This is a genomic window from Opitutus terrae PB90-1, assembly GCF_000019965.1.
Taxonomy (GTDB): Bacteria; Verrucomicrobiota; Verrucomicrobiia; order Opitutales; family Opitutaceae; genus Opitutus; species Opitutus terrae.
In genome coordinates this window covers 4,686,169-4,700,321 of record NC_010571.1, presented here as the reverse complement: position 1 = coordinate 4,700,321, position 14,153 = coordinate 4,686,169, and the positions used below count along the sequence as shown (strand labels likewise).

Annotated in this window: 14 protein-coding genes; 3 read left to right on the top strand and 11 right to left on the bottom strand. The window is 64.9% G+C overall.

Annotation, left to right across the window (positions count from 1 at the left end):
• Positions 1-158: 158 nt before the first annotated feature.
• Together OTER_RS18255 and lacZ are read left to right on the top strand one after the other, a co-directional pair.
• Positions 159-1,877 carry an ABC transporter substrate-binding protein gene (locus OTER_RS18255; protein ID WP_012376421.1) on the top strand — a complete coding sequence of 573 codons (1,719 nt, stop codon included), beginning with the start codon at positions 159-161 and terminating at the stop codon, positions 1,875-1,877.
• Positions 1,878-2,212: 335 nt separating this feature from the next.
• Entirely contained in the window at positions 2,213-5,497 is a 3,285-nt protein-coding gene (lacZ, locus tag OTER_RS18250) for a beta-galactosidase, LacZ type (RefSeq protein WP_012376420.1), read from the top strand.
• A 114-nt stretch (positions 5,498-5,611) separates the two neighbouring features.
• Here lacZ and OTER_RS26285 read toward each other — a convergent pair whose 3' ends face one another.
• Positions 5,612-5,959: a DUF1801 domain-containing protein gene (locus OTER_RS26285; protein ID WP_158305478.1), complete on the bottom strand. Its 348-nt coding sequence runs from the start codon at positions 5,957-5,959 to the stop codon at positions 5,612-5,614.
• 237 nt (positions 5,960-6,196) lie between these two features.
• Positions 6,197-6,829, bottom strand: a complete 633-nt coding sequence (locus OTER_RS18240) for a hypothetical protein (RefSeq protein ID WP_012376418.1) — start codon at positions 6,827-6,829, stop codon at positions 6,197-6,199.
• 40 nt (positions 6,830-6,869) lie between these two features.
• On the opposite strand from OTER_RS18240, the gene OTER_RS25365 reads away from it, so the two are divergent.
• Positions 6,870-7,070, top strand: coding sequence for a transposase (locus OTER_RS25365; RefSeq protein WP_083767778.1), 201 nt, complete (start codon positions 6,870-6,872; stop codon positions 7,068-7,070).
• Between the two features lie 133 nt (positions 7,071-7,203).
• Here the strand turns inward: OTER_RS25365 and OTER_RS18235 are convergent, their stop codons facing one another.
• The 9 genes from OTER_RS18235 to bamD form a co-directional block, all read right to left on the bottom strand.
• Entirely contained in the window at positions 7,204-8,700 is a 1,497-nt protein-coding gene (locus tag OTER_RS18235) for a hypothetical protein (protein ID WP_148218174.1), read from the bottom strand.
• Positions 8,701-8,796: 96 nt separating this feature from the next.
• Positions 8,797-9,021, bottom strand: a complete 225-nt coding sequence (locus OTER_RS18230) for a hypothetical protein (protein ID WP_012376416.1) — start codon at positions 9,019-9,021, stop codon at positions 8,797-8,799.
• Positions 9,022-9,166: 145 nt separating this feature from the next.
• Positions 9,167-9,517 (bottom strand): hypothetical protein, encoded by a 351-nt coding sequence (locus OTER_RS18225; protein WP_012376415.1) that lies wholly within the window; start codon positions 9,515-9,517, stop codon positions 9,167-9,169.
• Between the two features lie 57 nt (positions 9,518-9,574).
• Positions 9,575-9,952 (bottom strand): hypothetical protein, encoded by a 378-nt coding sequence (locus tag OTER_RS18220; RefSeq protein WP_012376414.1) that lies wholly within the window; start codon positions 9,950-9,952, stop codon positions 9,575-9,577.
• Positions 9,953-10,101: 149 nt separating this feature from the next.
• A complete protein-coding gene (locus OTER_RS18215; RefSeq protein ID WP_012376413.1) occupies positions 10,102-10,530 on the bottom strand; it encodes a hypothetical protein in 429 nt (142 codons plus the stop codon).
• Between the two features lie 102 nt (positions 10,531-10,632).
• On the bottom strand, positions 10,633-11,112 hold the full coding sequence (locus OTER_RS18210; RefSeq protein ID WP_012376412.1) for a hypothetical protein: 480 nt from the start codon (positions 11,110-11,112) through the stop codon (positions 10,633-10,635).
• A 329-nt stretch (positions 11,113-11,441) separates the two neighbouring features.
• A complete protein-coding gene (rpe, locus tag OTER_RS18205) occupies positions 11,442-12,098 on the bottom strand; it encodes a ribulose-phosphate 3-epimerase (protein ID WP_012376411.1) in 657 nt (218 codons plus the stop codon).
• 345 nt (positions 12,099-12,443) lie between these two features.
• A complete protein-coding gene (gene lptE / locus OTER_RS18200) occupies positions 12,444-12,965 on the bottom strand; it encodes an LPS assembly lipoprotein LptE (protein ID WP_012376409.1) in 522 nt (173 codons plus the stop codon).
• A 145-nt stretch (positions 12,966-13,110) separates the two neighbouring features.
• Positions 13,111-14,148 carry an outer membrane protein assembly factor BamD gene (gene bamD / locus OTER_RS18195; RefSeq protein WP_012376408.1) on the bottom strand — a complete coding sequence of 346 codons (1,038 nt, stop codon included), beginning with the start codon at positions 14,146-14,148 and terminating at the stop codon, positions 13,111-13,113.
• Positions 14,149-14,153: the final 5 nt, after the last annotated feature.

Below are 14,153 nucleotides of genomic sequence, written 5' to 3'. Positions count from 1 at the left end.
CCCCGGATGATCACGGGAAGAATCAACCTGGACGGGGTGGGCGCGTTCTGCTGGCCAGCAGAACGCTCCGCGTCGGGAGCACTACTGGCGGTCGCGGCGGCGAGGGGACTCGCCGCCCTACCACCGGGTCCCTTCTTCGGAAGAATCCTTGTGATGCTGTGATCCGACGGCTGCTGATTCTGTTCACCCTGGCAGGGCTCGTGGCACTGCCGTTTCTGCTGCGGCCGAAACAACGGCCGTCGGAGAACGCGGACGACGTGGTCGTCGTGATCACGTCACACAACGAGGCGATCCGACAGGAGTTCGGCCGCGGGTTTGCGCGCTGGTATCAGTCGCGCACCGGTCGAACGGTTACGGTGGACTGGCGCGTCATCGGCGGGACGAGCGAGATCACGCGGTTTCTCGAGGCGGGCTACGTGGCGGCGTTCCGGCGGCATTGGACCGACGTGCTGCAGCGACCGTGGAGTGCCGAGGTGCAACGCGCGCTGGTGGACCCAAGCGTTGCGGCGGCGGAGAGCGGGCGGGCGGTCCGCGCGGCGTTCGTGGACTCGGACGTGGGTTGCGGACTCGATGTTTTCTGGGGCGGTGCAAGCTACGATTTTGCGCGGCAGGCGAACGCGGGCCGGCTCGTGGCGGCGCGCGTGACGCAGGAACATCCGGAGTGGTTTACCGATGCGGTGTTGCCGCAGGAGCATGCGGGCGAGCCCTATCGCGATTTGGAAGGCCGCTGGATCGGCACCGTGCTGAGCAGTTATGGCATTCTCTACAACCGCGACTCGCTGCGGCGGCTCGGCATCGAGCGACCGCCGGAGGAATGGGCGGATCTGGCCGATCCGCGTTTCGCGGGGGAAGTGGCGCTCGCGGATCCAACGAAGAGCAGTTCGATCGCCAAGGCGTTCGAGTATATCGTGCAGCAGCAGATGCAGCGGCGGGAGATAGAGCTGGGAGGTGAGGGAGATCGCTCGCAATACCGCGAGGCAAATGGAGCCGCGACGCCCTCGTCGCGGAGTTCGGTGCGGGCAGCTGAGGAAGACGCGACGGGGTCGTCGGGTCCCCAACCACGCCAGCCAGCGGCCGCGATCGAACAGGAGGCGGTGAGCGAGGGCTGGCTGGCGGGCCTCCGATTATTGCAGCAAATCGGGGCGAACGCGCGGTATTTCACCGACTCCTCGCAGAAGCCGCCGATCGATGTCGGGCAGGGCGATTGCGCTGCGGGCATCTGCATCGATTTCTACGGCTGGGCGCAAATGGAGGCGACGGGGCAGCGCGGAGCTGGCGAGCCGCGACTCGGGTTCGTGTCACCGCGCGGTGGCGCCGTGCACGCAGTGGATCCGATCGGTTTGCTGCGTGGTGCGCCGCATCGGGACGTCGCGGAGGCGTTCATCGAGTTCACGTTGACGATGGACGGGCAGAAGCTGTGGAACCTGCGGCCGGGCACACCCGGCGGCCCCACGCATTTCGCGCTGAGGCGGCTGCCGGTGCGGCGGGACTTTTACGCGCACGAGGAATGGAAGCCGCTGCGGAGCGATCCGGACGCGAATCCGTATGCCACGGAGGAGCAGCTGATCTACCGGCGGGAGCGGACGGCGCCGTTGATTCGCGAGCTGGCCTTTATTGCGCGCGTGATGATGCAGGATGCGCATCCGGAGTTGGTGCGCGCGTGGCGGGCGATCCAGCACGCGCCCGAACTACGTCGGAGCCGTGCGCTCGCGCAGCTGCAGGAGCTGTCCCCGGTGAGTTACGAGCGGGCGCAGGGGGAGATTCGCCGCGCGCTCCGCTCGAGCAATCGCATCGAGGAACTTCGGGTCGCGCGGGAGCTGGGGGAGTTTTTCCGCCACAGCTACACCGAGGCGGAGCGGATCGCGCGCGGCGAATGAGCCGGCGCGGGGGCAAAGACCCCGGAAAAGCCGGTCTTAACGGGGCTGCGACGGATCGACAACCGGTTCGGAGCGAGGGCAGCACGGCCGGGGCCGCCGTGATTTCTTGATGCTCGCATCCACCGGCCGCCCGGCGGTTGGGCCCTACCTCTTCAACACTCTGCTGGCGAGCGGCAGACACTCTGCCGCGCGACGCGCGTGCCACGTGGCATGGGCGTCCCGCCCATGTTCTGGAAGCGCGCGCCCTCGCCAACGTCTCGAATGACATCCGGCTTTGCTTGTGGCGGATCTGCCGCCAGAGTTTCCTCGCTGTTTCGTCTGCCCCATAATTCACCATGCTCACCCCTCGGTTGCCTGCTCTGGTCATGATCACGCTCACCTCAGCGCTCGCCGCGCTCACCAGTCCCCGGCTGGCTGCAGCCGAAGGCGGGGGCGCGATGGTGCCCGACTGGCAGAATCCGCAGGCGCTGCACGAAGGCACCGAACCGCCCGCGGCGACGATGACGGTGTTTGCCGACGCTGCGTCCGCGCTGACGTTCGACGCAACGCGCTCGCCGTGGGTGCGCTCGCTGAACGGCGAGTGGAAATACCATTGGGCGGCGACGCCGAAAGAGCGTGTGGCGAATTTCTGGCGGAGCGATTTCGACGACGCCGCGTGGAAGACGATTCGTGTGCCGTCGAATCCCGAGGTGGAAGGCTACGGCGTGCCGATCTACACCAACATCGCTTATCCGTGGAAGCCGGTGAATCCGCCGCTCATTCCGGATGACGCGCTGAACCACGTCTCCGCCTACCGGCGCAGTTTCACGGTGCCGGCGGAATGGGCGGGCCGCGAAGTGTATCTCACGTTCGATGGCGTGAATTCGTTTTTCACGCTGTGGCTGAATGGGAAAAAGCTCGGATTCAGCAAGGACAGCCGGACGCCGGCGACGTTTCGGCTCACGCCGCATCTGCGCACGGGCGAAAACCAGCTCGCGGTCGAAGTCTTCCGTTGGTGCGACGGCTCGTATCTCGAGGACCAGGATTTCTGGCGGCTGAGCGGAATCTTCCGCGACGTGACGCTGTGGTCGACGCCGACGGTGCACGTGCGGGATTTCCGCGTGCGCACGCTGCTCGACCCGGCGTATCGCGATGCGACACTCGATCTCACGCTGAACCTGCAAAATCGCGGTGCGAACGCCCGCACGGTGAAGCTGGAAATGGTGGTGAACGATCCCGCCGGTAAGGAAGTGCTCCGGCAAACGCTCCCGGATGCAGCCGTGGCGGCGGACGATTCGGCGGAGTTGCACGCGAGCGCGCGGGTGGTGAATCCGCAGAAATGGTCGGCCGAGATTCCGCAGCTCTACACGCTGCTGATCACGGCGAAGGACGAGCACGGGGCCCTGCTCGAGGTGATTCCGTGGCGCGTGGGTTTCCGATCGGTGGAGATTCGGGATGGGCAGTTGCTCGTGAACGGCATGCCGACGCTGTTCCGCGGTGTGAACCGGCACGAGTGGGATCCGGATCTCGGGCAGGTGATGACCCGGGCCCGGATGATCGAGGACATCCGGCTGATGAAGCAGCACAACATCAACGCCGTGCGCACGTGCCACTATCCGAACGTGCCGCTGTGGTATGCGCTGTGCGATGAATACGGGCTCTACGTGATCGACGAGGCGAACATCGAGTCGCACGGCATGGGCTACGGCGAGGCTTCGCTGGCGAGGCATGCGGAGTGGGGGCCGGCGCATCTCGACCGCACGGTGCGGATGTTCGAGCGCGACAAGAATCACGCGTGCATCATCACATGGTCGCTCGGCAACGAAGCGGGCTTCGGCGAGAATTTCGTGCGCACCTACGAATGGCTGAAGGCGGCCGATCCGACGCGGCCGGTGCAGTATGAAGGCGATCGCAGTACGCGCGTGAGCGACATCGTCTGCCCGATGTATCCGAATCCTGCGACGGTGCGCAACTACGCCGACCTGCCGCGCACCAAACCTTTCATCATGTGCGAATATGCCCATGCGATGGGCAACAGTACGGGCGACATCTGGGCCTACTGGCGACCGATCTATGCCGGCACGCGGCATCTGCAGGGCGGCTATATCTGGGACTGGGTTGATCAGGGCCTGCGCACGCCGGTGCCGGCGTCGCGCAAGATCGAGCGGCTCGAGAATCCGAAATCGATTCCGCTCGATCCCAAGCTTGGCACGTTCTTCGCCTACGGCGGCACGTTTGGTCCGCCGGACGTCGCCTCGGACGGCAACTTCTGCGCGAATGGTCTGATCAACGCCGACCGCCGGCCGCATCCCGGGTTGGCCGAGGTGAAGAAGGCTTACCAGCCGATCCAGATCGTGGCGGGTGATCTCGCGAAGACCGAGGTCGAGCTGCAGAACTGGTTCGATTTTCTGCCGGCCGAGGCGTGGCTGGAGGGCGAGTGGAGCGTGACCTCCGAAGGGGAAACGCTGCAACGAGGCCCAATCGACGGTCTGAAGCTCGCGCCACGTGCGCGGCAGCGGATTGCGCTGCCGGTGAAATCGCTTTCGCCGGTGCCAGGAAGAGAGTATTTCCTCGAGGTGCGGTTCACGCTGCGGAGCAACACGCCGTGGGCGGACGCCGGCCACGAGGTGGCGTGGGAGCAGTTCGAGCTGCCGTGGTCCGCGCCCGCACCCATCGCGGAAGGCACATCCGGCGGCAAGCTCACCTTGCAGCGCGAGGGCGATCGCGTCGCTGTGCGCGGCGATGGATTCGCGGCGACGTTTTCCCAAAAAACCGGACTGCTCGTGTCGTTGACGAGCGGTGAGATCGAGCTGCTCGAGGCGCCGCTGATGCCGCATTTTTGGCGAGCACCGGTGGACAATGATCGCGGCAGCCACATGCCGAGCACCGAGCCGGCCAAGAGCTTCTGGCAGCCCGGCGGGATGGGCGCGTGGCGCGACGCGCACACGACGTGGTCGGCGCGAGCGGTCCACGTCCGCGAAGGCGCCGGCGGCCGGATCGAGATCGAGGTCGACGGGATGATCGGAAAATTCGAGTCGCGCCAGCGGCTCGCGTGGACGGTGCTGCCGTCCGGCGACGTGGTCGTCGAGACGACGTACTTCCCAAGCGAGAAACCGCATCCGGAGATGCCGCGTTTCGGCATGCAGACGACCTTGCGCGCGGGCTTCGACCAGCTCGCGTGGCTGGGCAAGGGCCCGCACGAAACGTATTGGGACCGACAGTCCGCGCGCGTCGGGCTCTACCGGGGCACGGTGGCCGAGCAGTTCTTCCCCTACATCAAACCGCAGGAGACGGGAAACAAGGAGGCGGTGCGGTGGATTGCGCTGACGGACGCGCACGGACGCGGCGTGCTCGCGATCGGTGATCCGCTGCTGAGCGCGAACGCGCTGCACGCGACGACGGAGGATCTGTTCGCCGCGACGCAGAAGGAGAATTTCTATCCCTACCAGCTGCCCGACCGGAAGACGGTGACGTTGAACCTCGACCTGAAGCAGCGCGGTGTGGGCGGCGACGATTCGTGGGGCGCGCTGCCGCACGCGGAGTACCGGCTGGCGACCTGGCCGACGACTTACCGCTACCGGCTGCACGTGCTTCGCGGTGGTGAGAATCTGGAGGAACTCGGCCGGGCGAGGCTGAAGTAGGGGCGTCAACGTCTCGCCCTGTAGGCTAGCGGCAAGGTCAGCGCGCGAATGCTGCCAGCGCGCGCTGATCCGATCTGGTCGGCACGGGCCTGTGGCGGCGCGGGGGCACTGCCCTCACACGCGCCCGGGTTCGTAGCGCGCGGCCTTCACGACGAACTCCCGCAGGCTCACCCAATCGACGGTTTGCTCCTCGTAAAGCTGGACAAACCGCTTCTCCCGGCCGCTTCCGCGCAGCAATCGACGCGGGTCCGGCAGCCTGGCGCCATGAATGAACTCGAGATTCACGCAGGTGTGCTTCGGGGTGATCAGGCACACGGCGCCCTTGATCCGGCCGCGGAGCTCGGGCCGGTGATACGACAAGCTCCTCCACAATACGGTCTCAGTGGCGCTTGGCACGGTCTCACGCACCAGCCTACGCAAGGCTTGGGCGATCTTCCGCTGCCCCGGCGGCAGTGTGGCCAAGAATCTTTCCGGGTGTGCTGGCGCCGGTGTTGGTCGCGCTCTGGCGGCCCCGGCTTCCTTGCGGGCGAACCAGGGACCGGTGCTGGCTCGGTTTGCCGGGGCAGCCGGGACGTTTCGCGTGCTCACGGCTGCTTCGAGCGGAGGGGCGGATTTCGATGAACGGCGCGGTATCCGTGGAGCGGTTACGAGGGCGCGATGGTCAGGGCTTGCCACCGTTGGGCGACGGTAGCCGCGGCGTCAGTAGCATGTCCAGCGTGCGATCGCTGGCGACGCCCCGATGAGCACGTCCAATGCGGGCGGCAAGGCGTCGCTCGCGAGTGCATAGCCGGTCAGTCGCATGTGCCCTTCCAGAACCACGAGGTCACCAAGCCCGCGGCCAGGCACGTAGCGATTGGACGTCACCAGAATCAGCGGCGGAATTGCTCCTCCCGCGCGGACGGTGGCCGCCACCGCCCACACTCCCGCGTTGTTCACCCCATACGGTTCCACGCCCGCTCGCACGTGGGCTGCCGCGTCGAGTGGCCGGCGTGTGCCACCTGAGAGTTCAAGCCAGTAGTCCCAGTTGATGTAGCGAACGGCCAGCAACTCCGCCGGGAGCAGGGTCCACCACGCCCAGCGGACTCCGGCGGTGGGAAAACTCGCGAGGTAGGTGTTCGTCACGGAACCATATCCCCGGTGCGCGCCGAGGAGACCCCGCCGCTGCGTATTTGCCCGCCGGTCGTGCAGGTCGGGCCGGGTCACGAGATCCTCCGGCAGCCGCGCCTTGGCCAGCAAGGCGCGCACCGCGGGCCCGAACCGCGTCGAGGCCACCTCTTGCTGGAGGAAGGTGGCGATCATCTCGGCGGTGCTGCTGGCGCGGAGCCGACGCATGGGTGCGGCAAGCCTCTAGCGGTGACGGGGCGATTCAAGTATCAACCTGCGCCCCGATTCGCTCTGGCGCGACGACTGGTGGGTGCATATCCAGCCGGCCGGCTCCGGCACGAGCGTCCTGCGCTACCTTGCCTGCTACGTGCAGCGCACCGCCATCAGCGACGAACGTATCGTCCAGCCGAGTGACGAAGCGATCACGCTCCCCCTTCGCGTGGCTGGCGACGATCCGTGGGGAGTCTGACCCGGTTGAGAGTTGAGGGGAGCCGCATTCGGACGTGTGCGCGGAGCACGGTGCGCGAAGCTCGCCAACCCCGAACCGCAAGGATGTAGCTGGCCTCGCCGAGGCCGGCCATTTCCGGCAAACGATGGACTGTTCAGCGAGTGGCCTTGGGTGGCAGGCCGGCATCTGCCATCTCCATAGTGTACTCCAAAACGTGGTGATCAGCGGCGGGAGCGTCCGGGATGGTGACGAGATTGATGGACATCGGGGAGTACGTGATTGTCCTGGGAGGAAGATCGTCGATCGCGAGCGTCACAACTCTCTCCGCCGTGTCCTTGTTGACGACGAGCACGGCGGTGGCGGCTTTCCTGCCGTCGTAGCTTGCGTAAACCGACATGCGCTTAGGAACTCCGGTAGGCACAACGGTGTTCCCGCTGAAGTTGGTGGTGACCATCTGCTGGGCGTGGTATTCGGGCGTCAGTGTCCAGGTCGGTGGGTTCTTCGATGGATCCGTCCGAATGAACCCAAAGACGGTGCTGTCCGACGCGAGCAACTGATCGGATTCGGCCAGGTCCCAGAACGCGAACGCCCAGAGGTCGGCCTCGAGCGCTGCGCCCATCCGGTCCGCGTCCCAGAGCGCAGCATAGAAGGTCCCGGGACCCAGCTTTCTCGTCTCCGCCGTATAGGCCTTGGGATCCCATTCGTAGCAAATGTTCGCTTCCGTGATCGCCAGGGGAGTGCCGGGGCGGGCGTGCCGGGCGACGCGGACTTTCAGGTCCTGCACGAATGGCCGGAACCGATCGACATCGGTGAGGATGCGCTCGACGGTGAGGTCCTTGGCCGCGAACCCGTAGGCATGGATGCTCGCGATGCCGATCGTGTCCCTGCAGTGGTCGAGCATCGGGCTGAGCCAGTCGTTGCCCTCCGAGTATCTCCAACCGAGCTCGGGCCCGACGAACACGAGCTCGACGCCGCTATGTGCCGCCGCGTTGGCGGCCTTCATCGCCTTGGCGTAGGAATTGAAGACGGCCGCGTACTCCTCCGCAGTCGAAACGGGCAGACCTGTCGTCCGCTTGAAAAACTGATCGTAGATGTCCACCTCCATGCCGATGGTCCAGTACTTGACGCCGTAGTTTTTGGTGCCGTTGACGTAGGTGACGATGTCCGCCGCGCCTTGCGCCGAAGTCGGCCCGCCATCGACGTTGTTGCCGTACACCGGTGCGATCATGATCGGCTCGGCCCCGACTGCGCGGCAGTATTGGATGTAGCTGTCGATCTGCGCGTGATCGAAGAGCTGCGGGGCGTTGGCGTCGTTCTGGTTGTTGTCGCCGACCACCACGTTCAGCCGGAGCGCCTTGACCGGGTCTTCGGTCCCCCGCAGCCCCACCATGCCGTCCTTGTTCCAGTCGACCCAGTTGAAATAGTTATTGCCGAAGGCGAAGGGAGAGATCGGCGTGCCCCCGGCGCGGGCGATCGTCACCACGGCGGCGTCACCATCCCGCATCACTCCTCTGCGGCTGCCCGAGCTCGAACACGAAGTCGCGCTGACGGTAAGCAACGCGATGGCAACGATGGCAGACACGCGCGTTTTCATCGTTGTGGTATTTGGTCGGGCCGTTCCTGCCGAATTTGCCCTGGATTCGAAGGCCATTCGACCGCGGGCATTGAGCTCAGCCGAGTAGACCGGGGAGGGGCGCAGCTATTCTTTGCGCCAGGGTTTGGGTGAGCGTTTCCGGATGCCCGGGCGCTACTCGAGGTCCCGTGTGACCAGAGCCGCGATCCATTTCGCCCCCAACCAGAGGACAATTCCGCCAACCAGCGCCGGCACGGCAGGGATAAGCGTGACGAGAGACGCTCCCAAATTCTGCTGTAGCAGTGCGACAAGGAGTGAGCCGATCACGGCGCGCGCGATCAAAAACAGCCCGAGCGCGCGCGATGTGACGACGAGAAGGAGGTAGAGATTTCGCACCATAAAATTCGCACCATAAAATTGTGCCGGGCGATTGGTGGCAGCTACACGAACCCTAATCACTGCGCGAATCCGGACCGAAATCAAACACGCGGAAACGGATGTCTCGCCATGGTGGCGATGGGGGCTGGTTCAGGCCTCCTTTGCACTACAAACAATCCAGCAATCGACGGAAGAGGACATCCGCGGTGGCATCCAGCACGGCTTCGACGGGCCGTTTCCATCCGATTGCGCCGACAAAAACACAGATCACTCCAATCCCCGCGAACGCGCCGATCGCCCAGAAGCTGAATTCCTCTTCCAGCGCCCACCAAGCCATCCCTGCGAAGAACGCGCCGACTAGCATCGCGCCAACCCGCTTCCACGGCTCCACCGTCTGCATCCGCAGGGCGAAGAAATCTGCCGGCCGCGTGCCGTTTCGTCCGCGCGCCCGAAAGGCTTTCTGCGCCTCCCGGAGCGCGGAGTCCTCGAGAAAACGACGACGCCGATTGCTGATCATCGACTGAGATGAAGACAGGCCCCGTTGCCGGATCGATCCGGTTTGGAAACGGCGGCTCTACAGCTCCCGGCCGGCCGGCGCCTCAATCATGCTTACCCCGATCTCGGTCGCATCAGTCTTCCGCAGGAGGTCGATGGCTTTGACGACATCTCCGTATTTGACGCCCTCTCGCGTGTAGACGGCAAGATACGAGACTTTCTTGGCCTTCAAAAGGTCGTTGATGTATTCGACTGCGCCCTTCTCCGGAAGCGGATTTGCCTCGTGAGAAATGTAGGGTCCTTCGACGACGAGGATGATGAACTGGTCCCGATTGACTGGGGTTTTACCCGCGCCGGGACCGACCAGTGATATTCTCGGGTAAGCCGCTTGTTCTGCAGCCGCGAGGCTGGAGCACAGGCCGATGACGACGAGAAGCAGGAGTAGACGGGATTTCATGGGTAGACGATTTTGGGGTTTATCACTGGATGATTGAAGGCGTTCGTTCGCCCCATAGGGCGGGGAGTCCGGACTGAAACCGCGGTCGCCAAGACGCGACCTCGTGCGCCAGCGAGGACATTCGATAGCAAAGTGGCGCGGGTATATTTTCACGCATTCAGGTCGACTACGAATGGTTCGCGCCGTGGCTCGCAGATCGGTCGCCCCAGCTGCCGCCGCCAGAGCCAAAACCAATAGACGGGCGCGAACGCCGCATACTGCGTGACCGAACAGACCAACAGGAAAAGATGGACGCCCACACGCTTTTCTGGCGCCCCCGTCACTCCCCGTCGGAACAGCTCACCGAGAACAAAGATCTGGGAAAACGGGTTCACCGCGACGTAGTCCCCCGTCGGGAAAGCGCAGTGGGGACAGAACCAGCCGTCACGCGTCTGCGGCGCCAGGCAGTTCAGGCAAAGTGGCACCGCCTCCGGAGCCCGGACTGCTTTCTCGATCTCATCGGGCCACGGATTAGGCGTGTCCCTAAACGCCCGCCGAAGCATTTGCGCGAGCGGACCGTTGAAGAGTGGCTCGTTCATTTCTCGACTAATGGCGATGACGCAACCGGGAAGGGTTGGCTGATCAGAGCAGCCAACTGCGAAGATAGCCGGCCTGCCGCGCCGGCTTCGTGGGGCTCGGCCCTATCGCTCATCACTCTTTTTCGGGCTGCTCGGTCGAACTTCCGATAGCGCCTCCTCGACGGCTTTGCTGTCGAAATATTTCTGGAGCTCAGCCATGCCGGCGCCGACCTCGGGGTTCGTGAAAAGCTCCCGCGCAGCAATCTGACCGAAAAGGTTGAACGCGCTTTCGATCGCACTCGCGCCTTCATATTTGACGGCCTCTTTGGCTTCTACGGCGCACGTTTCCGTCAGCATACGCATGATCAACTTCGCGACCGCCCGGTTCACCTCTTCTCTCTGCGCAGGCGTGATCGAGGACATGTCCTTCAGGTCTGGGTGAAGCGCCATGGCAACGAACATCCATCGAACGAAAAGTGCCTTTTCCTCGGAAGTCGTCGACGAAACGAGCTTCTTTCCCAGCGCATCGGAATACGGTCCAGCGAATGCGGAGCTGGCAGTCAATGAGAACAGCAAGAGCAACGCGAGGAGGAACCTTTTCATAGAGAATTGCGGCACAGGGAGGGGGTGAGCCGATGTCGGCCGTGGCAGTCAGACTTGACCCAAACCAACCCGGGGTTCGGTCGGTGTGGGTATTACGCCGCGTAAGTACATCGGCCGCAATTGCCAAATTGCAGCACTTGGTCCCACCGTTTTCCTGATTGGAGCAGCGCACATTGGTCAGTGCGTGGGCGCCGCAAGCGGCGCCACTACGAAGAGCACGCACCCTGGAAAACTATGCGCTTCGCGCGCGCCGGAGCGGTCCGGCGGAAAGGTAAGGCGAATCGCGGTTCGTCGGACCGAAGCGGCCGAGGGCCGTCGCGCTCCCAGGACTACAGCTGCGCGAACGCGGCGGCGAAGGCGGGCTTGTCGGGTGCGCCGAAGAAGGAGGTGCCGGCGACAAACGTGTCGGCGCCGGCGGCGCGACACTGCCGGGCCGTTTCGAGATCGATGCCACCGTCGACTTCGAGCCGAAACGTGAGCGCACGCTCGCTCCGCCACTGGTCGAGTTGCCGGATCTTCGGCAGCATCGCGGCGCGAAACGACTGCCCGCCGAACCCGGGCTGCACGGTCATTACCAGCACCAGGTCCACGCGCGCGAGCAGTGGCTCGACCGCGCTGGCGGGAGTGTCAGGATTGAGCACGATGCCCGCCTGGCAGCCGAGCGCATGGATGCGGTCCAACGTGTCGGCGTGGTCGTAAGTGGGTTCGATGTGAATGCTGATCTGGTTCGCGCCGGCTTTGGCGAATGGCTCGATGTAGCGCGCCGGCTGCGAGAGCATCAGGTGCGTGTCGAAATACGCCTTGATCCCGTGCCGGCGAAGCGCCGTGAGGGTGGCCGGACCGAACGACAGATTCGGCACGAAATGGCCGTCCATGATGTCGAGGTGCAGCCAAGGCAGTCCGAGTTCCTCGACGATCCGCGCGCTGGTGGCGAGCTGCGCGTGATCGCCGGCAAGCAGGGAGGGGGCGAGGATCGGCGGGTGCATGGTGGTCAGAGATAGCCGTGCTCACGCATGAGCTCGAGCAGGGACGGCGAAGGCTCGCGGCACGCGCAATGGCGCAGGTGCGCGGCGTGCCAGGCGAGGCGTTGCTCGAGGGTGGCGCGCGGCGGCATCCGGTGTGCGAGATGCCATGCGCGGTTGAGCCGGGGGCGAAGGTCGGCGGGAGGCGTTGTCGTGGCACGGGCGTCTCGCCCGTGATTGAGGTTCACGGGCGGGACCCGGCCTCCGCCGGAGGCTACGGCGGGCAAGCCGCCCCTGCCAGGGACCGTGCGGCCGGGGACGGCCGCGCTCCCACGCAGGCGCGCTCGCGAACCAGCAGAAAGTTGCCGCTTACCAGACATCGAGCACAGCGTGGGCGATCTTCTGCCCGAGCGATTCGGCGAGCAGCGGGAGCGCCTGATACTCGGATTGCAGCTGGCCGCCATCGGTGAACGCGTCGCGCTGCGTGGTCACGCGACGGTTGGTGAAAAGATCCTTGCCCGAGCGGTTGTCACGGAGCGTGCAGTCGACGCCGAGCGTGAGCATGAATTTCCGCGCCAGTCCGGTGTCGCGCTCCTGCACCGATGCCATGTCGCGATGGTAGTCGCGAATCACGAGACGCAGCGTCGCATCGGCGGCCTCCGCGGAGTTGACCAGCGTGACGCGACCGTCGCGCGCGAGTGCCTCTCGGACCTGGGTGCTGAGCAACGCACGCGCCTGCGGGAGCAGCGTGGTGTTTTCGGCGGGCTCGACGTAGAGCGTGGCGAACGTGAGCTGACCACGCGTGCCGAGCTGGTAGTGGGAGCAGCCGGCCCACCCGCAGCAGCAGAGCAGGGCGGCCAGGAGACCGAGGACGGGAAGCCGCAGCGACATGCAGAAAGAGTGGAGGGCAGGGCGGCGGGCGGGGCAAGAAAGAGTTCGCGGAGCCGAGGGCGGCCGCGCTCCCAGGAATAAGCCGACAAAAACGAAACGGCGGGCACGGAGGCCTGCCGTTACTCAGACGAAGACTGACGGCGGCTCAGAAGAAGAAAAACCGCTTCTTGCGCGGCGCTTCGCCCGGCTTCACCGACGCCTTGGCCTCGACTTCCGCGAGCTTTGTCCGGGCGCGCTGCGCCACCGGCGAGTCGGGATACGACGTGATCGCCTCGTTGTAGAACACGCGCGCGGCGGTGTAATTGTCGCGCTTGTAGAAATAGAAATCGCCGATCCGGATTTTGCTCTCGGCCAGCACCTGCTTCATTTCGTCGAGACCCTTGGCTGCTGTCGGCACGTTGGGATCGTTGGGGAAGAGAATCAGGAAATCCTCGTAATAGGTGATCGCTTCCTTGGTCGAGCCCTGGTCGTAGTTGGGTCCCTCGACGAGCAGCGCGTGGGTCTGCGCGAGCTTCAGGTAGGCGTCGGGTGCGAGCAGGCTTTGCGGATACTGGTTGATCATCCGGTCCAGCGCGTCGATCGCCTCCTCGGTTTCGCGGGCGCGCAGGTGACCGCGGGCCTTGTTCATCAGCGCGAGCGGCGCGTAATCGCTGTAGGGCGCCGTCTGGACAATGATCTCAAAGTAATCGATCGCGCGGCTGCGGTTGGTGAAGCCGGGAAACCAGCCCCACCAGCGGTTGCGAGCGCCGTCGAGCAGCGCGCTGGCGATCCGGTATTCCTCGCCGATGACGTCGTTGAAGTGCTTCGTATTTGGGTAACGCGTGGTCACCTCCATGAAGGCCTCGAACGATCTGAAATACTGTCTGCGGGCCAGGTAGAGCTTGCCCGAGCGGTAGAGCGCTTCGGAGGCGTAGATCGACGCCGGGTATCGCTTCGCCACTTTCTTATAGCGCCGGATGGCGGCGCCACGGCTGCCGTCCTCCTCGAGCTCGCGCGCGCGATTCATCAGGTTCAGCGCGTTGTGGGCGTCGCTGCCGGTGATCTCGGACAGCACGCCGCCCTCGATCCGCCAGCCCGTGTTGGGGTTCCACACGAGATCGGCCCGCGCTGCAGTCGCGAGCAGGCAAGACAACGAAAAGAGCAGGCAAAGAGCGCCGAATGCGCGAGCGAAGGTGGTGGGCATGCAGA